The organism is Pseudochelatococcus sp. (assembly GCF_050946405.1).
Taxonomy (GTDB): domain Bacteria; phylum Pseudomonadota; class Alphaproteobacteria; order Rhizobiales; family Beijerinckiaceae; genus Pseudochelatococcus.
The window spans coordinates 116,828-133,588 of the sequence record NZ_JBMNUS010000012.1 but is presented as its reverse complement, the minus strand read 5'-3'; the positions used below and the strand labels follow the sequence as shown (position 1 = coordinate 133,588).

The 16,761-nt window shown below is 68.2% G+C and carries 17 protein-coding genes; 8 read left to right on the top strand and 9 right to left on the bottom strand.

Features of this window, described 5'->3' with window-relative positions; all coding sequences use genetic code 11:
• Positions 1-29: 29 nt before the first annotated feature.
• The 3 genes from rpsP to ACOYJQ_RS16590 all read right to left on the bottom strand — a co-directional run bounded on the left by rpsP (position 30) and on the right by ACOYJQ_RS16590 (position 3,398).
• Positions 30-416, bottom strand: a complete 387-nt coding sequence (gene rpsP, locus ACOYJQ_RS16600; protein WP_433460011.1) for a 30S ribosomal protein S16 — start codon at positions 414-416, stop codon at positions 30-32.
• Positions 417-455: 39 nt separating this feature from the next.
• The gene (gene ffh, locus ACOYJQ_RS16595; RefSeq protein ID WP_433460010.1) at positions 456-2,087 is read right to left on the bottom strand and encodes a signal recognition particle protein; all 1,632 of its coding nucleotides are present in this window, start codon (positions 2,085-2,087) and stop codon (positions 456-458) included.
• A 363-nt stretch (positions 2,088-2,450) separates the two neighbouring features.
• Complete coding sequence (locus tag ACOYJQ_RS16590) at positions 2,451-3,398, bottom strand: hypothetical protein (protein ID WP_433460008.1); 948 nt, start codon at positions 3,396-3,398, stop codon at positions 2,451-2,453.
• Between the two features lie 177 nt (positions 3,399-3,575).
• Between ACOYJQ_RS16590 and dapF the strand changes: the two genes are divergently transcribed.
• Both dapF and mtaB read left to right on the top strand, forming a co-directional pair.
• The gene (gene dapF, locus ACOYJQ_RS16585; protein ID WP_433460006.1) at positions 3,576-4,472 is read left to right on the top strand and encodes a diaminopimelate epimerase; all 897 of its coding nucleotides are present in this window, start codon (positions 3,576-3,578) and stop codon (positions 4,470-4,472) included.
• Entirely contained in the window at positions 4,472-5,704 is a 1,233-nt protein-coding gene (gene mtaB / locus ACOYJQ_RS16580; RefSeq protein WP_433460004.1) for a tRNA (N(6)-L-threonylcarbamoyladenosine(37)-C(2))-methylthiotransferase MtaB, read from the top strand. Before dapF ends, mtaB begins: the two co-directional genes overlap by 1 nt.
• Here mtaB and ACOYJQ_RS16575 read toward each other — a convergent pair.
• A complete protein-coding gene (locus tag ACOYJQ_RS16575) occupies positions 5,633-6,400 on the bottom strand; it encodes an RluA family pseudouridine synthase (RefSeq protein WP_433460002.1) in 768 nt (255 codons plus the stop codon). The genes mtaB and ACOYJQ_RS16575 overlap by 72 nt on opposite strands.
• A gap of 134 nt (positions 6,401-6,534) precedes the next feature.
• Between ACOYJQ_RS16575 and ftsY the strand changes: the two genes are divergently transcribed.
• Positions 6,535-7,764: a signal recognition particle-docking protein FtsY gene (gene ftsY, locus ACOYJQ_RS16570; protein WP_433460000.1), complete on the top strand. Its 1,230-nt coding sequence runs from the start codon at positions 6,535-6,537 to the stop codon at positions 7,762-7,764.
• Positions 7,761-8,411, top strand: a complete 651-nt coding sequence (locus tag ACOYJQ_RS16565) for a septation protein A (RefSeq protein ID WP_433459997.1) — start codon at positions 7,761-7,763, stop codon at positions 8,409-8,411. The genes ftsY and ACOYJQ_RS16565 overlap by 4 nt, the downstream gene beginning before the upstream one ends.
• Here the strand turns inward: ACOYJQ_RS16565 and ACOYJQ_RS16560 are convergent, their stop codons facing one another.
• The 5 genes from ACOYJQ_RS16560 to ccmA all read right to left on the bottom strand — a co-directional run bounded on the left by ACOYJQ_RS16560 (position 8,412) and on the right by ccmA (position 11,412).
• Positions 8,412-8,999 (bottom strand): DsbE family thiol:disulfide interchange protein, encoded by a 588-nt coding sequence (locus ACOYJQ_RS16560; protein WP_433459996.1) that lies wholly within the window; start codon positions 8,997-8,999, stop codon positions 8,412-8,414.
• On the bottom strand, positions 8,996-9,166 hold the full coding sequence (ccmD, locus tag ACOYJQ_RS16555; RefSeq protein WP_433459994.1) for a heme exporter protein CcmD: 171 nt from the start codon (positions 9,164-9,166) through the stop codon (positions 8,996-8,998). Before ccmD ends, ACOYJQ_RS16560 begins: the two co-directional genes overlap by 4 nt.
• Positions 9,163-9,981: a heme ABC transporter permease gene (locus ACOYJQ_RS16550; protein ID WP_433459993.1), complete on the bottom strand. Its 819-nt coding sequence runs from the start codon at positions 9,979-9,981 to the stop codon at positions 9,163-9,165. Before ACOYJQ_RS16550 ends, ccmD begins: the two co-directional genes overlap by 4 nt.
• Before the next feature lie 136 nt (positions 9,982-10,117).
• Positions 10,118-10,786: a heme exporter protein CcmB gene (gene ccmB / locus ACOYJQ_RS16545; protein ID WP_433459992.1), complete on the bottom strand. Its 669-nt coding sequence runs from the start codon at positions 10,784-10,786 to the stop codon at positions 10,118-10,120.
• Complete coding sequence (gene ccmA, locus ACOYJQ_RS16540) at positions 10,783-11,412, bottom strand: heme ABC exporter ATP-binding protein CcmA (protein ID WP_433459989.1); 630 nt, start codon at positions 11,410-11,412, stop codon at positions 10,783-10,785. Before ccmA ends, ccmB begins: the two co-directional genes overlap by 4 nt.
• Before the next feature lie 217 nt (positions 11,413-11,629).
• Between ccmA and acnA the strand changes: the two genes are divergently transcribed.
• The 4 genes from acnA (at position 11,630) to ACOYJQ_RS16520 (ending at position 16,761) form a co-directional block, all read left to right on the top strand.
• Positions 11,630-14,332 (top strand): aconitate hydratase AcnA, encoded by a 2,703-nt coding sequence (gene acnA / locus ACOYJQ_RS16535; RefSeq protein ID WP_433459987.1) that lies wholly within the window; start codon positions 11,630-11,632, stop codon positions 14,330-14,332.
• Positions 14,333-14,566: 234 nt separating this feature from the next.
• On the top strand, positions 14,567-14,845 hold the full coding sequence (locus ACOYJQ_RS16530; RefSeq protein WP_433459985.1) for an acyl carrier protein: 279 nt from the start codon (positions 14,567-14,569) through the stop codon (positions 14,843-14,845).
• A 248-nt stretch (positions 14,846-15,093) separates the two neighbouring features.
• A complete protein-coding gene (locus ACOYJQ_RS16525; RefSeq protein WP_433459982.1) occupies positions 15,094-15,570 on the top strand; it encodes a 3-hydroxyacyl-ACP dehydratase FabZ family protein in 477 nt (158 codons plus the stop codon).
• Between the two features lie 15 nt (positions 15,571-15,585).
• Positions 15,586-16,761 carry a beta-ketoacyl-ACP synthase gene (locus ACOYJQ_RS16520; RefSeq protein WP_433459980.1) on the top strand — a complete coding sequence of 392 codons (1,176 nt, stop codon included), beginning with the start codon at positions 15,586-15,588 and terminating at the stop codon, positions 16,759-16,761.

The following is a 16,761-nucleotide window of genomic DNA, read 5'->3' as shown; positions in this document are numbered from 1 at the left end:
GGTGTCCAGGATGACGTTTCGTCCCGCGATCACGCTTCCGCGGTTTCCCCGGTCGCCTCTGCGGCGGCGGCAGCGGCTGCCGCCGCAGCTTCGGCGCGCTCGGCGGCACGTTCCTGCGCCTTCTTGCCCGGCTCGCCCTTCTTGGGGTTGCTGCGCGCGGGGCGCGTGGTGACGCCGGCGACATCGAGGAAACGCAGCACGCGGTCGGTCGGCTGCGCGCCCTTGGCGAGCCATTCCTTCGCCTTTTCGATGTCGATGGCGATGCGCGCCGGGTCGTCCTTCGCCTTCAGCGGATCGTAGGCGCCGATGCGATCGATGAAGCGACCGTCGCGCGGCGCGCGGGCATCGGCAACGACGATACGGTAATAGGGGCGCTTCTTGGCGCCGCCACGGGCGAGACGAATCTTCAGAGCCATTTTTTCACTTTTCCTTTCAACCAGAAATCTTGCAAAAACTTATTTCTTCTTGCCGAACGGATTGAACGACCCGCCCGGCTTTCCGAGCCCCGGCAGACCGCCGCCGGAACCGCCGCCAAGACCGGGAAGACCGGGCAGCTTCGGCGTGCCGCTCCCCTTGTTTCCAAGCCCCGCCGGCGGCAGCTTCGGGAGGCCGCCGGGCGAACCCTCTCCCGGCAAACCGCCGGCAAGGCCCGCCGGCAGTTGTTTCTTCATTTCCTCGATCATTTCCGGCGTGAGCCTGGAAGGATCGATGTTCGGCATGCCGCCGCCAAGACCGCCGCCGCCGAGACCGAACATGTTGCCGAGCGCTCCGGCGATGCCGCCACGCCCGCCCTTGCCCATGGCCTTCATCACGTCGGCCATCTGGCGATGCATCTTGAGGAGCCTGTTGACGTCCTCGACCTTCGTGCCGGAGCCGGCGGCGATGCGCTTCTTGCGGCTGGCCTTGAGGATATCGGGCGAGCGGCGCTCCTTCGGCGTCATCGAATCGATGATCGCCTTCTGACGCTTCAGGATGCGTTCGTCGAGGCCGGCGTTGTCGATCTGGCTCTTCATCTTGGCCATGCCCGGCATCATGCCCAGCATGCCCTTCATGCCGCCGATACGCTCCATCTGGCCGATCTGATCGCGCAGATCGTTGAGATCGAACTGGCCCTTGCGCATCTTCTCGGCCATGCGCATGGCTTTTTCGGCGTCGAGCGTCTCGGACGCCTTCTCCACGAGCGACACGATGTCGCCCATGCCCAGAATGCGGTTGGCCACCCGCTTGGGATGAAAGTCCTCCAGCGCGTCGATTTTCTCGCCGGTGCCGACGAGCTTGATCGGCTTGCCGGTGACGGCGCGCATGGAGAGCGCCGCGCCGCCGCGCCCGTCGCCGTCCATGCGGGTGAGCACGATGCCGGTGACGCCGAGCCGCGTGTCGAAGGCGCGCGCGGTGTTCACCGCATCCTGGCCGGTGAGGCTGTCGGCGACGAGCAGCACCTCGTGCGGATCGGTCGCGGCCTTCACCTGCGCCACTTCCGCCATCAGCGCCTCGTCGATGGTGACGCGGCCGGCGGTGTCGAGCATCACGACGTCATAGCCGCCGAGCCGGGCGGCCTCCATGGCGCGCTTCGCGATCTGCACCGCCGACTGGCCGGCCACGATGGGCAGCGCATCGACGCCCACCTGCTTGGCCAGCACGGCGAGCTGCTCCATGGCCGCCGGGCGGCGGGTGTCGAGCGAGGCGAGCAGGACCTTGCGCTTTTCCCTGTCGGTGAGGCGGCGGGCGATCTTGGCCGTGGTCGTCGTCTTGCCCGAGCCCTGCAAGCCGACCATGAGGATCGCGACCGGCGGCAGCGCATCGAGATCGATGCCGATCGCCTCCGTGCCGAGCATCTCGACGAGCTGGTCGTGGACGATCTTGACGACCATCTGCCCCGGCGTCACCGACTTGACGACATTGGCGCCCACGGCCGCCGCCTTCACCTTCTCGGTGAAGGAGCGCACCACCTCCAGCGCCACGTCCGCCTCAAGCAGCGCGCGGCGCACCTCGCGCAGCGCGGCGCCGACATCCGCCTCGGTCAGCGCGCCCCGGCGGGTGAGCGTATCGAAAATGCCGGAAAGTTTTTCGGAAAGGCTCTCGAACATGGCTGTCTCCGGTTATCCGTTGGCCGCCGCCGCGCGGGCGCGCGCGATCCCGCCCCGCGGGGGCATCCGCCCTTCAGGGATGTGCGGGGCCATACGCCCGATGTCCAGACCCGGCAGCACGCCCGGACGGGCCGCTTCGCCAACCATGCTTCTCTCCGCCTGCGATCCGCGCCGTGAATCCGTATGCGCAAAGCCGAACGCGCCCGAGGGCGCAACGCGCTGTCGGACGTGGACCTCCGGCGGGGCATGAAACCCCTGCACGGTCGGCGGCTCGCGAACGAAGGTTCGGGCGGATATATCCGGGCTTTATGCTATCGATCGGGGCATGGAGTCAAGCCCCGATCGATAGCCGAACGGAGGGCTTCACCTGCCGGCCGGCGCGGGCGCCTGCGGATCGGACGGCTGCGGCGCATCGGACTGCGGCATTTGGGACTGCGGCATCCGGGGCTGCGGCGTCTGCGCCGGTGCCGGCGGCGGATGCAGCGGGTCTTCGTCCGGCGCCGTTCCCTCGCCCGCCGGCCCGTCGACGGGCTGCACGTAGACATAAACCTCCAGCGCCTCGTCCGTCGGCTCGGTCAGGTCGGAGACGTATTCCTCGATGAAGGCGTCGCGCACCGCGATGTTGCGGCTGTCGAGCCAGGCGGTGACGGCCTCGTAGGTGGTGTCGATGTCGTCATAGGGCGAGGCATGAACGAAGCGATAGGCCTTGCCGGAGGGACCCGCGCCGAGCCTGACGGCGCGCGCGTTCTCGTCCTTTCCGCCGTCGGCGGCGGCATGTTCCGCGACCGCCTGCGCGAGAGCTTCCCGCATGGCCGCATCGGCATTCGCCTGCGTGTCGCGATCCGGGCCCGAGACCGGCAGCATGGCGTCGAAGCCGAAGCCGTCGTCATCCGTCCTGGTGAAGACCGCGAACGGCCTGCCCGTCACGTCGAAACCGGCGGCGATGGCGATCTCGTCGAGCAGCCGGAAAGCGGCCGCGAGACTTTCGAAGCCCTTTTCCCAGCTCGATTTCAGCGACAGCACCAGCGTCGTGCGCGGGGCGATCTCGACCGCGTCGATGCGGCTCGCATCGGCGGGCGGCGGGGCGAGCGTCGCCCGCGACGCATCGGGCGTCCGCGCGGCATCGCCGTTCTCGCCGGCGGACGCGCCGGCGTCGGGCGGAGAAATCAGCGGCACGGCGGGCGTCTCCGGCACGGAGCCGGGAGGCTGGACCGCCGCGGGCCGGGTGTCGAGCGCCTCAAGGCGCGTGGCATGCGCAGGCCCCGTCAGGACGAGGCAAGCCAGAAACGCGAATCGTACACGCGCCGTCATCCGTTGCTCCAAGGGTCAGCTGCTCCAGGGGTCAGCGCCGCCGGCAGCCGGGCCGCGCATCGTGCTCTATCGCATAGCACACGAATATTACGGCTGAAGGGCGGAGCCGCCGGGACTGGTCTTCATGCGCGAATTGCATCATATATCTCATCTGCAATCTCTTTGACGGACAAAATTTTGAACACGCTTTCCAATCTGCCCTTCCTCAAGATGAACGGCCTCGGCAACGAGATCGTGGTGCTCGACCTGCGCGGACGCTCGCATGCCGTGACGGGAGAAGAGGTGCGGGCCATCGGGCGCTTCGAGCGGGCGCGCTTCGACCAGTTGATGGTGCTGCACGATCCCGTCTCGGAAGACACGGACGCCTTCGTGCGCATCTACAACGCCGACGGTTCGGAGGCGGGCGCCTGCGGCAACGGCACGCGCTGCGTCGCCTGGGCCGTGCTGCGCGGCACCGATCGCACCGAAACCGCCGTCGAGACGGGCGCCGGCATTCTCGCCTGCACGCGGCGCGGCGAGAACGTCTTCACCGTCGACATGGGCGCGCCGCGTTTCGGCTGGCAGGACATTCCCCTCTCGGGGCCGGTGCCCGATACCGCGGCCCTCCCGCTGTCGCGGGAAGCGCCCGGCCTGCCCGCGCTGGAAAGGCCGTTCGGGGTGAGCATGGGCAACCCGCATGCGGTGTTCTTCGTCACCGACGCGGCGGCCTACGACCTTGCCGCGCTCGGCCCCTCGCTGGAGCACGATCCGCTGTTTCCCGAGCGCGCCAACATCTCGCTGGCGCAGATGGCGGGCCGCGACCGCCTGCTGCTGCGCGTGTGGGAGCGCGGCGCGGGCGAGACCCGCGCCTGCGGCTCCGGCGCCTGCGCGGCGGCGGTGGCGGCGATCTCGCGCGGCCTTGCGGAACCGCGCGTCACGGTCGTGCTGCCGGGCGGCGAACTCGTCATCGAATGGCATGGCAAGGACGAGCATGGCAAGGACGAGCACGGCGAGGGCGTGCGGATGACGGGGCCCACCGAACTCGAATGGTCGGACAGCCTGCCGCCGGCCCTTTTCGGCGACGCGGCGGTGTGATGGCGGTCGAGATCGTCACCTTCGGCTGCCGGCTGAACATCGCCGAGTCGGAGACGCTGCGCCGCCACGCGGAAGCCGCCGGCGACGATATCGTCATCGTCAACACCTGCGCCGTGACGGCGGAGGCGACGCGCCACGCCCGCCAGAGTATCCGCCGCCTCAAGCGCGAGCGCCCCGATGCGCGCATCGTCGTCACCGGCTGCGCGGCGCAGATCGAGCCCGAGCGCTTCGCCGCCATGCCGGAGGTGGCGCGCGTCGTCGGCAACGCCGACAAGATGCGCCCCGAAACATGGATGACGCCGGCTCCCGCGCGCGTCGCGGTGAGCGACGTCATGGCCGTGCGCGAGACCGCGCCGCAGATGGCCGATGCCTTCGAGGACCGCACGCGCGCCTTCGTGCAGGTGCAGAACGGCTGCGATCACCGCTGCACGTTCTGCGTCATCCCCTTCGGGCGCGGGCCGTCGCGCTCGGTGCCGATGGGCGCGGTGGTCGAGGGGCTGAAGCGCCTCACCGGCAACGGCTATCGCGAGGCGGTCGTCACCGGCGTCGACATCACCAGCTACGGCGCGGACCTGCCCGGCCGGCCGACGCTCGGCCTGCTGGTGAAGAACATCCTGCGCCATGTGCCGGATCTGGCGCGGCTGCGGCTCTCCTCCATCGATTCGGTGGAGGCGGACGAGCACCTGCTGGAAGCCGTCGCCACCGACAGGCGCCTGATGCCGCACCTGCATCTCTCGCTCCAGTCGGGCGACGACCTCATCCTCAAGCGCATGAAGCGCCGCCACTCCCACGCCGACGCCCTCGCCTTCGTGGAGGAAGTGCGCCGCCTGCGCCCGGACATGGTGTTCGGCGCGGATATCATCGCCGGCTTTCCGACCGAGACTGAAGAAATGTTCGCGCGCACCTGCGAGGCCGTCGTCGCCTACGGACTGACGCACCTGCACGTCTTTCCGTTCTCGCCCCGCCCCGGCACGCCGGCGGCGCGCATGCCGCAGGTGGCGCGCGAGGCGGTGAAGGAACGCGCCGCGCGGCTGCGGGCCATCGGCGCGCGCCTGCTGGAGCGCCATCTCGCCGGCGAGATCGGCCAGCGGCGGACCGTGCTGACGGAACGCGGCGGCATCGGCCGCACGGAAGCGTTCACGGCCGTGCAACTGCCCGGCTCACCCGCCGCCGGCCAGTTCCTGCCCGTCACCATCGCCGCCCACGACGGGCGGCAGTTGCTCGCCGCCTGACGGCGCCGGCGCGTTGAACCCGAGCGCCGCGAAGGTTTGCGCCATATGCGCCGGCAGCGGCGCTTCCACATGGATCGGCGCGCGCCTGGGATAGAGCGGCAGCGTGATCGCCCGCGCATGCAGATGCAGGCCCGGCCCGCCGCTACGCGGCGCGTTGCCGTAGACGGCATCGCCGAGGATAGGAAAACCGCTCGCCGCGCAATGCACGCGCAACTGATGCGTGCGCCCCGTCACCGGCTCCAGCGCCAGCCAGGTGCGGCCTTGCGCCCGCCCCAGCACGCGCCAGCGGGTGAGCGCCGGCTGGCCTTGCGGGTCCACCTTCATCCACCAGCCGCGATCGGGGTCGCGGCGGCCGAGCGGCAGGTCGATCTCCCCCGCATCCGCCTGCGGGCCGCCTTCGACGATCGCCCAATAGGTCTTGTGCGCCGCGCTCCCGGCGAAAAGCTTGCCCAGCCGCTCCAGCGCCTTGCGATGGCGGCCGAGCACGAGGCAGCCGGAGGTGTCGCGGTCGAGCCTGTGGGCGAGTTCCGGCACGCGCGGCAGGCCGAAACGCAGCGCGGGCAGGAATTGCGTCAGCGTGACATCCGCGTCGCCCGCGCCGCGCGAGGCGGCGTTGCGCGGCCCCGGATGCACCGGCAGCCCGGCCGGCTTGTCGATGACGAGCATCAGGGCATCGCGATAGAGCACGCGGCGCATTATATCGGCTTCTGTGACTTCCCCGTTCATGCCGTTCGGGCTATCGAGGAAGCGAGGCGATAGCAAGTCTTTCCGGGCCGGTCCTTCCGGGCGGGCCCATCGAACCATCGGACCCTGCAACGACGGAAAGCCCCATGACCGACGACGACAGGCAGGACGGCAAGAAGCGCGGCCTGTTCTCCCGCCTCTTCGGCCGCAAGCAGGAGGCGCCGCCCGACATCCCGGCCAGCGACGACGGGAGCCTCGTCCCGATCGAGCCGCCGCCCGAATCGCCCGCGCCGGAATCCGAAAGGCGAGCGCCCGAAAGGCAAGAGTCCGAAAGGTCGGAGCGCACCGGGCGCGAACCGATGGAACCTGAGCCGGCGGAACCGGAACCCGCGCAGGAGGCGCCGCCGGCGCAGGAAGAGCTGCCCGTGCAGGAAGAGCCGCCGGTGCAGGCGAGCTGGTGGCAGCGCCTCAAGAGCGGCCTGTCGCGCACGTCCTCCAGCATCGGCTCCGGCATCACCGGCATCTTCACGCGCCGCAAGCTCGACGGCGACACGCTGGAGGAGCTGGAAGACATCCTGATCCAGGCGGATCTCGGCGTCGGCATGGCGACCCGCGTCACGGAGGCGGTGGGCAAGGGGCGCTACGACAAGACCATCGCGCCCGACGAGGTGAAGGCGATTCTCGCCGCCGAGATCGAGGAAGTGCTCGCCCCCGTCGCGCAGCCGCTCGTCGTGGATGCCGCGAAAAGGCCGTTCGTGATCCTGATGGTCGGCGTCAACGGATCGGGCAAGACGACCACCATCGGCAAGCTCGCGCAAAAGTTCCGCGCCGAGGGGCGCTCCGTGATGCTGGCGGCCGGCGACACGTTCCGCGCCGCCGCCATCGAGCAACTTTCGGTATGGGGCGAGCGCACCGGCGCGCGCGTCATCCGCCGCGAGCAGGGCGCGGACGCCGCCGGCCTCGCCTTCGACGCGCTGCGCGAGGCGCAGGAAAGCGGCACCGACGTGCTGCTCATCGACACCGCCGGCCGCCTCCAGAACAAGGCCGGGCTGATGGCGGAGCTGGAAAAGGTCATCCGCGTCGTGAAGAAGCGGGACGAGAACGCCCCGCACGCCGTGCTGCTGGTGCTCGACGCCACGACGGGGCAGAATGCGGTCGGTCAGGTCGAGATATTCGGCCAGACGGCCGGCGTCACCGGCCTCGTCATGACCAAGCTCGACGGCACCGCGCGCGGCGGCATCCTCGTCGCCCTCGCCGACAGGTTCGGCCTGCCGGTGCATTTCATCGGCGTCGGCGAGGGCGTCGACGACCTCGAACCCTTCGCCGCGAAGGATTTTGCCCGCGCCATCGCCGGGCTGGACGATCAGGGACCATGACACACACTGCCGAAACCGGAAAAGCGGGCCTGCCGCCCCTCACCAAACTGCTGCTGGAAATGGGGCCGCTGCTGCTGTTCTTCGCGGCGAACGCCCGCCCCGCCCTGTTCGGCCCGCTGATCGGCCCGCTGCTGCCGGCCGGCATGAGCCCCGAACACGCCGGCATTTTTTCCGCCACCGCCGTGTTCATGCTGGCGACCATCGCGGCGCTGGCGGTCAACTACGCATTGGAGCGGCGCGTGCCCGTCATGCCGCTGGTGTCGGGCGTCGTCGTGGTGGCGTTCGGCGCGATGACGCTGTGGCTCAACGACGACCTGTTCATCAAGCTCAAGCCCACCATCGTCAATTGCCTTTTCGGCGCCATCCTGCTCGGCGGCCTGTTCCTGTTCGACAGGCCGCTGCTGCCGATCATCTTCGGCAGCGTGTTCCAGCTCGACGACGCGGGCTGGCGCAAGCTCACCTTCCGCTGGGGCGCGTTCTTCTTCGTGCTCGCCGCGATCAACGAAATCGTCTGGCGCACGCAGAGCACGGACTTCTGGGTGAGCTTCAAGGTGTTCGGTTTCATGCCGATCACGCTCGCCTTCGCGCTGGCGCAGACGCGGCTCATCCTGCGCCATTCCCCACAGGACGAACCGTCGAAAGAGTGATCAGGGCGCCGCCGCGGCCGCCACAATGGCGGCTTCGAGCGTCGTCGCCACCGCTTCGGGCGTGAGCGGCCCGATGTGCTTGTGGCGGATGGCGCCGTCCGCCGCCACCACGAAGGTTTCCGGCACGCCGTAGACGCCCCAGTCGATGCCGACGCGGCCGCCGGTATCCGCGCCCACGCGCGCGAACGGATTGCCGAGCGCGCCGAGGAAGCGGCGCGCGTTCTCCGGCGCATCCTTGTAGTTGATGCCCACCACGGTGACGCGCGGATCGGCCGCGAGCTTCATCAGCAGCGGATGCTCCTGCCGGCACGGCACGCACCACGACGCCCAGACATTGACGAGCGTGACCCCGTTCGCCCGCAGATCCGCCGTCGCGAGACCGGGCACCGGCGCGCCGCCGCGCATGAGCCCGTCGAGCGGCGGCAGGTCGAAAGCCGGCGCGGGCCGCCCGATCAGCGCCGACGGCACGCGCGCGGGATCGCCGTCGAGAAGGCGCGTGAGGAACAGCACCGCCAGCGCGCCGAATGCGACGAGCGGCAGCAGCACGACGAGACGCCGGCGCGGTTTCTCCGGCCCGGAAGCGCTCATGATTGCGCCTTCCGCCGCGAGCGGCGCTGCACGCCGCGCGCCTCGAAATCGGCCAGCGCGCGCTTTTGCGCCCGGTGGTCGAGCACGGCGCGCAGGATCAGCCCGCCGACGACGAGCGCCGCGAAAGCGTAGGCCGCGACGATGTAGCCCGTGTGCGCGCCGCTCATGACAACGCTCCTGTGCGCAGATTTTCAGCGCCCGGATTCTCGTTGCCGATGATACCGGGAGCGGGCGCGCGCTCCCGCTGCTGGGCTTCCATCAGGCTCAGCGCGCGCACGCGCCGGCGCAGGATTTCGGTGCGCATGCCGGAAAGGTGCAGCGCCACGGCCAGCAGCGTGAAGCCCGCCGCCGTCACCAGCAGCGGCCAGAGCATGGATGCGTCGATGGAGGAGCCACCGAGCCGGAACACGGAAGCCGGCTGGTGCAGCGTGTTCCACCAGTCGACGGAAAATTTCACGATGGGAATGTTGACGAAGCCCACCAGCGTCATGATCGCGACCGCGCGCGCCGCCGCCGAGGGCTCCTCGAAGGCGCGCCAGAGGGCGATGATGCCGAGATAGATGAGCAGCAGCACGAGTTCCGACGTCAGGCGCGCATCCCACACCCACCACGTGCCCCACATCGGCTTGCCCCAGATGGCGCCGGTGACGAGGCACAGAAAGGTGAAGGCCGCGCCGATGGGGGCCGCGGCCTTCTGCGCCACATCCGCGAGCGGATGCCGCCACACCAGCGTGCCGATGGCCGAGCCCGTCATCATCGCATAGAGAAACAGCGACAGCCAGGCAGCCGGAACGTGGATATACATGATGCGCACCGTCGCGCCCTGCTGGTAGTCGTCCGGCACGCGGAAGAACACGAGCCACAGCCCCGCCAGCAGCAGCAGGGCCGACAGGCCGGCGACCCACGGCAGCACGCGCGCCGAAAGGGCAAGAAAGCGGGTCGGATTGGCAAGCGCGGTGACTATCGAGTTCTTTTCGGCCATCCCCGGTTCCGTCAGTCAGGGTTCGACGGTAGCCGCCATGTCGGCGGCACTGGATAAATTCCAGATTGTAACCGATGTAACGGCTGCCGTCCCGCCCGACAATGCGATAATTCGCGCATGTTCCGCCCCCGCGCGCTCATTCGTGCCCTCTCAGCGCGGCGGCGGCGGCGGCGGCTCCGATGACCAGCGTCATGAGGCTCAACGCGCACAGCACGAGAAACGGCGTGAGAAACGGCACCGTGCCGCCCGAGGCCGCCTGCGCCGCCGAAACGCCGAAAACGAGCGTCGGCACCATCAGCGGCATGACCAGAACGGAGAGGATGAGCCCGCCCCGGCGCAGGCGGGCTGTGAGCGCCGCGCCGACCATGCCGATGAAGGTGAGCGCCGGCGTGCCGACGACGAGGGTGGCGCACACGGCCAGCATCGCCTGCGGCGTCAGCGCCAGCATCAGCCCCAGCAGGGGCGCGAAGAGCGCCAGCGGCAGGCCGGTCGTCAGCCAATGCGCCACGCCCTTGGCGATCACCACGAGTTCGAGCGGGGTCTCGCTCGCCAGCATGATGGCGAGCGAGCCGTCTTCCTCGTCGGCCTGAAACAGCCTGTCGAGACCGATAAGGGTGGAGAGCACAGCCGCAAGCCACAGGATCGCCGGGCCGATGCGCGACAGCAGGTTGAGATCGGGGCCGACGGCGAAGGGAATGAGCGTCACCAGCATCAGGAAGAACACCAGCGACAGCCCGCCCGCCCCGCCGATGCGCGCCGCGATGCTCAGATCGCGCCGAATGATGGCCTTGAGCGCGCGAATCACCACATTTCTCCCTGCTCTTCCATCGGCTCCGGCGGCGCGACAGTCAGCGTCAGCGCGCCGTCGAGAGCGAGCGGCAGATGCGTCGCGGCGACGATCAGGCCGCGATTCGCCAGATGCTCGCGCATCAACGCCGCAAGCAGCGCCTGCGAGGGCGCATCGAGCGCGGAAGTCGGCTCGTCGAGCAGCCAGACGGGACGCGACGTGACAAAAAGCCGCGCCAAAGCCACGCGCCGCCGCTGGCCGGCGGACAGATAGGCCACCGGCAGCCGCGCCAGATGGGCGACATCGAGCTTCTCCAGCGCCGCGCGCGGCGTCAGCGCCGGCCGGCCCAGCACATCGCGGGCGAAGGCGAGGTTTTCCTCCGCCGTCAGCATCGCCTTCAGCCCCTCGCGGTGGCCGACGGCGTTGACGACTTCAGGCAGCGTGCGCTCGTCCGCGCCGACCAGGCGCAGGATGCCCGCAGCCGGCTTCAGCGCGCCGGCCAGGATGGCCAGCAGGCTTGATTTGCCGGCTCCGTTGCGCCCGGTGACGACAAGCGCCTGACCGGCCGCGAGCGCGAAGCCCACGCCGGAGAACAGAAGCCGCCCGGAACGCCGGCAGGCGAGGTTTTCGGCGAGAATGTGCAAAGCGAGATTAAATCCTCTCTAAACAATTGCGTTTGCGCGGCAAGCTCTTTAGAACCGCTATTAACGGTCTAGCGCACGGACGCGAAAGTGGCTATATAGCTCGCAGGCTGCGCCGCGCGCGTGACGCGCGGGGACCTGGGCACTCCCGGGGCGGCGCGCGCGTTCTGGCGCTTCAAGGCTTGGCATTCGTGTCACTCATCCCCGCAAGGATCACGCAATGACGACCTCCAACGATAGTTTCAAGTCCCGCCGCACCCTTCAGGTCGGTGACAAGTCCTACACGTATTTCTCGATTCCCGAAGCGGAAAAGAACGGCCTTGAGGGCGCCTCGCGTCTGCCGTTCTCGACGCGCGTGCTGCTCGAGAACCTGCTGCGCTTCGAGGACGAGCGCACGGTGAAGCGCGACGACATCATCGCCGTGCGGGACTGGCTGGACAACAAGGGCAAGGTGGAGAAGGAAATCGCCTTCCGCCCCGCCCGCGTGCTGATGCAGGACTTCACCGGCGTGCCCGGCGTGGTCGACCTCGCCGCCATGCGCGACGCCATGAACAAGCTCGGCGGCGACCCGGAGAAGATCAACCCGCTGGTGCCCGTCGATCTCGTCATCGACCACTCGGTGATCGTGGACGAATTCGGCACGCCGCGCGCCTACCACGACAACGTGGAGAAGGAATACGAGCGCAACGGCGAGCGTTACCGCTTCCTGCGCTGGGGCCAGGACGCGTTCGACAACTTCCGCGTCGTGCCGCCCGGCACCGGCATCTGCCATCAGGTGAACCTCGAATACCTGTCGCAGACCGTGTGGACGCGCGCCGAAAACGGCGAGACCGTCGCTTACCCGGATTCACTCGTCGGCACCGATTCGCACACCACCATGGTCAACGGCCTCTCCGTCCTCGGTTGGGGCGTCGGCGGCATCGAGGCCGAGGCGGCCATGCTCGGCCAGCCGCTCTCCATGCTGATTCCCGAAGTGATCGGCTTCAAGCTCACCGGCAAGCTGAAGGAAGGCGTCACCGCCACCGACCTCGTGCTCACCGTGACGCAGATGCTGCGCAAGAAGAGCGTCGTCGGCAAGTTCGTGGAGTTCTACGGCCCCGGCCTCGACGGCCTCACCATCGAAGACCGCGCCACCATCGGCAACATGGCCCCGGAATACGGCGCGACCTGCGGCTTCTTCCCCATCGACGAGGCCACCGTCAAGTATCTGGCCAAGACCGGCCGCGCCGACGACCGCGTCGCGCTGGTGGAGGCTTACGCCAAGGCGCAGGGCACCTTCCGCACCACGGATACGCCCGATCCCGAGTTCACCGACACGCTCTCCCTTGATCTGGGCGACGTCGTGCCGTCGATGGCGGGTCCCAAGCGTCCGCAGGACCGTATCCTGCTCTCCGACACGAAGAAGGGCTTCATCGACGCGATGGAGACCGAGTTCAAGAAGACCGCCGACATCGCCAGCCGCTACAAGGTCGAGGGCAAGAACTTCGATCTCGGCCACGGCGATGTGGTGATCGCCGCCATCACTTCCTGCACCAACACCTCGAACCCCAGCGTGATGATCGGCGCGGGCCTGCTCGCCCGCAACGCCGTCGCCAGGGGCCTGAAGTCGAAGCCGTGGGTGAAGACCTCGGTGGCGCCCGGTTCGCAGGTCGCCGGCGAGTATCTGGAGAAGTCGGGCCTGCAAAAGGACCTTGACGCGCTGGGCTTCAACATCGTCGGCTACGGCTGCACGACCTGCATCGGCAACTCCGGCCCGCTGGCCGAGGAAATCTCGAAGACGATCAACGACAACGGCATCATCGCCACCGCCGTGCTGTCGGGCAACCGCAACTTCGAGGGCCGCATCAGCCCGGACGTGCGCGCCAACTACCTCGCCTCCCCGCCGCTCGTCGTCGCCTACGCGATCGCCGGCTCGCTCCAGATCGATCTGACCACCGAGCCGCTCGGCACGGGTTCGGACGGTGAGCCCGTGTATCTGAAGGACATCTGGCCCTCCTCGCAGGAGATCCAGGAGTTCATCGACCGGAACATCACGCAGGAGCTGTTCCGCCGCCGTTACGCGGACGTGTTCACCGGCGACGAGAACTGGCAGGGCATCACGGTGTCGGGCGGCCTCACCTACCAGTGGGATTCGTCTTCCACCTACGTGCAGAACCCGCCCTACTTCGAAGGCATCACCAAGACGCCGGAGCCGGTCGAGGATATCGTCAACGCGCGCATTCTCGGCCTCTTCCTGGACTCGATCACGACCGACCACATCTCGCCGGCCGGTTCGATCAAGGAAGCCAGCCCGGCGGGCCGCTACCTGCGCGACCATCAGGTGCGCCCGCAGGACTTCAACCAGTACGGCACGCGCCGCGGCAACCATGAAGTCATGATGCGCGGCACCTTCGCCAACATCCGCCTGAAGAACCAGGTGGTGCGCGACGAAGCCGGCAACGTGGTCGAAGGCGGCTGGGCCGTTCACTTCCCGTCCGGCGAGCGGCTCGCGATCTACGATGCGGCCGAGCGCTACAAGGCCGAGAACGTGCCGGTCGTCGTGTTCGCCGGTCGCGAGTACGGCACGGGCTCCTCGCGCGACTGGGCGGCCAAGGGCTCCAAGCTTCTGGGCATCCGCGCCGTGATCGCGCAGAGCTTCGAGCGTATCCACCGTTCCAACCTCGTCGGCATGGGCATCATCCCGCTCGTGTTCGAGGAAGGCACCTCGTGGGAGACGCTGGGCCTCAAGGGCGACGAGCAGGTCACGATCCACGGTCTCGGGGAAACGTTGCAGCCGCGCCAGAAGCTCACCGCCGAAATCACCTTCGCCGACGGTGCGGTGAAGAATGTGCCGCTGATCGCCCGCATCGACACGCTTGACGAGCTGGAGTACTTCCGCAACGGCGGCATCCTGCACTACGTGCTGCGCCAGCTTGCGGCGTGATCCCGACGCGGCTTTCACCTGCGGGACAACTTCTCCCGTGATGCGGGTCGCGTTTGAAGCCACGTCATTGTAATGCAACAATCACGGGCACCGGCGCTTGGATAAGCGCCGGTGCTCATGTATATGGAAACATCCCAGATCGGCGTCGTGCGGCGCAAGCCGCGCGCAAGCCTTTGATTTGCCATTGGTCCGCCACGACGCAACCGCGCAGGCCGCAGAATCAGGAGTACCGCGATGGCATCCACATTTGAGACCGTCGCCGACATTATCGCCGAAACGTCGGATATCCCGCGCGAGCAGATCACGCCCGACAGCCATGCGATCGATGATCTCGGCGTCGATTCATTGGCGTTTCTCGATATCGCCTTCGCCATCGACAAGGCGTTCGGCATCAAGCTGCCCCTGGAATCGTGGACGCAGGAAGTCAACGAGGGCAAAGTGCCGGCGGAGCAGTATTTCGTGCTGAAGAACCTCGCCGCCCGCATCGACGAGCTTGTCGCCGCCAAGGGCTGAACGGGGCGGGAACGGCGGGTCCATGGGCAGCGGACATTCACTTGCGGATCGGACCCTGATCGGGAGTATTCGCCCGCGTCGCACAGGATCCGCTCATCCGTTGTACGTTCCGACGCTTGTCGTTAACGTGATCGGAAGCACTTTCATGCAACGTGGATTTGCTTTCGCATGAAATCCGGCCTCCATCCGCCGCCCCGCACGGGAAAGCCCGGTTCAGCGCTTGTCAGGCCGTAAGGTAAAACGCATCCATGCGCCTTGAATATTTTCAGATGATCGACCGCGTTGCCTCTTTCGACGAGGCGGAGGAGCGGCTTGAAGCGCAGTCGACGGTGCCCGAGGCCAGCCCGGTTTTCGAGGGGCATTTCCCCGGCCACCCGCTGATGCCGGGCGTGCTGTTGACGGAAACGATGGCGCAAGCGTCGGGCTATCTCATTCTGGGGCTGATCGACTTCTCGCATATGCCGTTTCTGGCGGGGGTCGAGAAGGCCAAGTTCCGCTCCTTCGTCGGTCCCGGCGCGCCGCTCGTCATCACCGCGACGCGCACCCATCAGGGCTCGGGCTATGCGGTGACGCGGGCGAGCATCGCCAGCGACGGCAAGGCCATCTGCAATGCGGAACTGATGTTCAAGCTGATGCCTTTTCCCGACGGTCTTTCGGCCCGGATGCGCGCGCAGGCGGCGGACATCGGACTTGAGCGGATAACCGCCGGGCGGGAAAACGCCTGAATGGAGAATGCCTGAATGGCCAGCGCCCCCGCCAGCAAGAACAACCGCGATGTCTGGATCACCGGGATCGGTATCGTATCGAATCTGGGAGAGGGCCGCGCCGCGCATCTCGCCGCCCTTGACGGCGACAACGCCGCGCAGGTCGATACCGATACCTTCGCGCCCTTCCCCGTGCATCCTGCCGTGCCGCTCGAATGGAGCCGGCAGATCCCCAGGAAGGCCGACCAGCGGCAGATGGAAAACTGGCAGAAGCTGGGCGTCTACGCGGCCGGCCTCGCCCTTGATGATGCCGGGCTTGCCCGCGACTCGGCGCTGCGCCATGCGGCGCAGATGATCGTCGCGGCCGGCGGCGGCGAGCGCGACTACGCGGTGGACGGCCAGATCCTGTCCGGCATCGACGCCGCCGGGAACCCCGAGGCGTTTCTCAACGAGCGCCTGATGAGCGACCTGCGCCCCACGCTCTTCCTGGCGCAATTGTCGAATTTGCTCGCCGGCAACATCGCCATCGTGCACGGCGTCACCGGCGCCTCGCGCACCTTCATGGGCGAGGAACAGGCGGGCGTCGACGCGGTGCGCATCGCGCACGGGCGGATCGCGGCCGGCCAGGGCGACATTTTCCTCGTCGGCGGCTCCTATAACGCCGAGCGTCCCGATGCGCTGCTGATCTACGAACTCGGCGGCTATCTGTGGAAAGAGCATTTTTCTTCCGTGTGGGATCGGCCCGGCGAAGGCGGCGGTTTCATCCTCGGCAGCGGCGCGGCCTTTCTCGTCTTCGAGGCGCGCGAACATGCCGAGGCGCGCGGCGCGCGGGCGCTGGGCGTGCTGCGCGGCATCGCTTCGGACTACACCCGCCGGCATCCGGGCTCTGTGGGCGCGTCCGTTGAAAAGCTGTGGAACGACAGCGCCAAGCCGTTCCGAGGCATCGGCGGCGCGGTTTTCTCCGGGGCCACGGGCATCGCCGGCATCACGGAGGAAGAGCGCGGCTCGTTGACGAAGCTCGTGCCGGGCATTCCCGTTCACGCCACGGGCGATCTGTTCGGGCACACGCTCGAAGCCCAGTTTCCGCTCGGCCTGGCGCTCGCCGCCGTGGCGATCGAGGCCGGGCGGCTGCATCACGCCGTCGTCACCAGCGTCGGCCACAAGCGCGGCGAGGGCGTCGCGCTTGTCGAAGCCGCTCCGAACGGAGGCTGA

Bases quoted from the DNA above. Each gene is read 5' to 3' on its own strand.
- rpsP (WP_433460011.1), bottom strand. From the start codon at position 416: ATGGCTCTGAAGATTCGTCTCGCCCGTGGCGGCGCCAAGAAGCGCCCC.
- ACOYJQ_RS16550 (WP_433459993.1), bottom strand. From the start codon at position 9,981: ATGGCCGAAAAGAACTCGATAGTCACCGCGCTTGCCAATCCGACCCGC.
- ACOYJQ_RS16575 (WP_433460002.1), bottom strand. From the start codon at position 6,400: ATGCGCCGCGTGCTCTATCGCGATGCCCTGATGCTCGTCATCGACAAG.
- ACOYJQ_RS16525 (WP_433459982.1), top strand. From the start codon at position 15,094: ATGCGCCTTGAATATTTTCAGATGATCGACCGCGTTGCCTCTTTCGAC.
- ACOYJQ_RS16520 (WP_433459980.1), top strand. From the start codon at position 15,586: ATGGCCAGCGCCCCCGCCAGCAAGAACAACCGCGATGTCTGGATCACC.
- ftsY (WP_433460000.1), top strand. From the start codon at position 6,535: ATGACCGACGACGACAGGCAGGACGGCAAGAAGCGCGGCCTGTTCTCC.
- ccmD (WP_433459994.1), bottom strand. From the start codon at position 9,166: ATGAGCGGCGCGCACACGGGCTACATCGTCGCGGCCTACGCTTTCGCG.
- ACOYJQ_RS16560 (WP_433459996.1), bottom strand. From the start codon at position 8,999: ATGAGCGCTTCCGGGCCGGAGAAACCGCGCCGGCGTCTCGTCGTGCTG.
- acnA (WP_433459987.1), top strand. From the start codon at position 11,630: ATGACGACCTCCAACGATAGTTTCAAGTCCCGCCGCACCCTTCAGGTC.
- ACOYJQ_RS16590 (WP_433460008.1), bottom strand. From the start codon at position 3,398: ATGACGGCGCGTGTACGATTCGCGTTTCTGGCTTGCCTCGTCCTGACG.
- ACOYJQ_RS16565 (WP_433459997.1), top strand. From the start codon at position 7,761: ATGACACACACTGCCGAAACCGGAAAAGCGGGCCTGCCGCCCCTCACC.
- ffh (WP_433460010.1), bottom strand. From the start codon at position 2,087: ATGTTCGAGAGCCTTTCCGAAAAACTTTCCGGCATTTTCGATACGCTC.
- ACOYJQ_RS16530 (WP_433459985.1), top strand. From the start codon at position 14,567: ATGGCATCCACATTTGAGACCGTCGCCGACATTATCGCCGAAACGTCG.
- mtaB (WP_433460004.1), top strand. From the start codon at position 4,472: ATGGCGGTCGAGATCGTCACCTTCGGCTGCCGGCTGAACATCGCCGAG.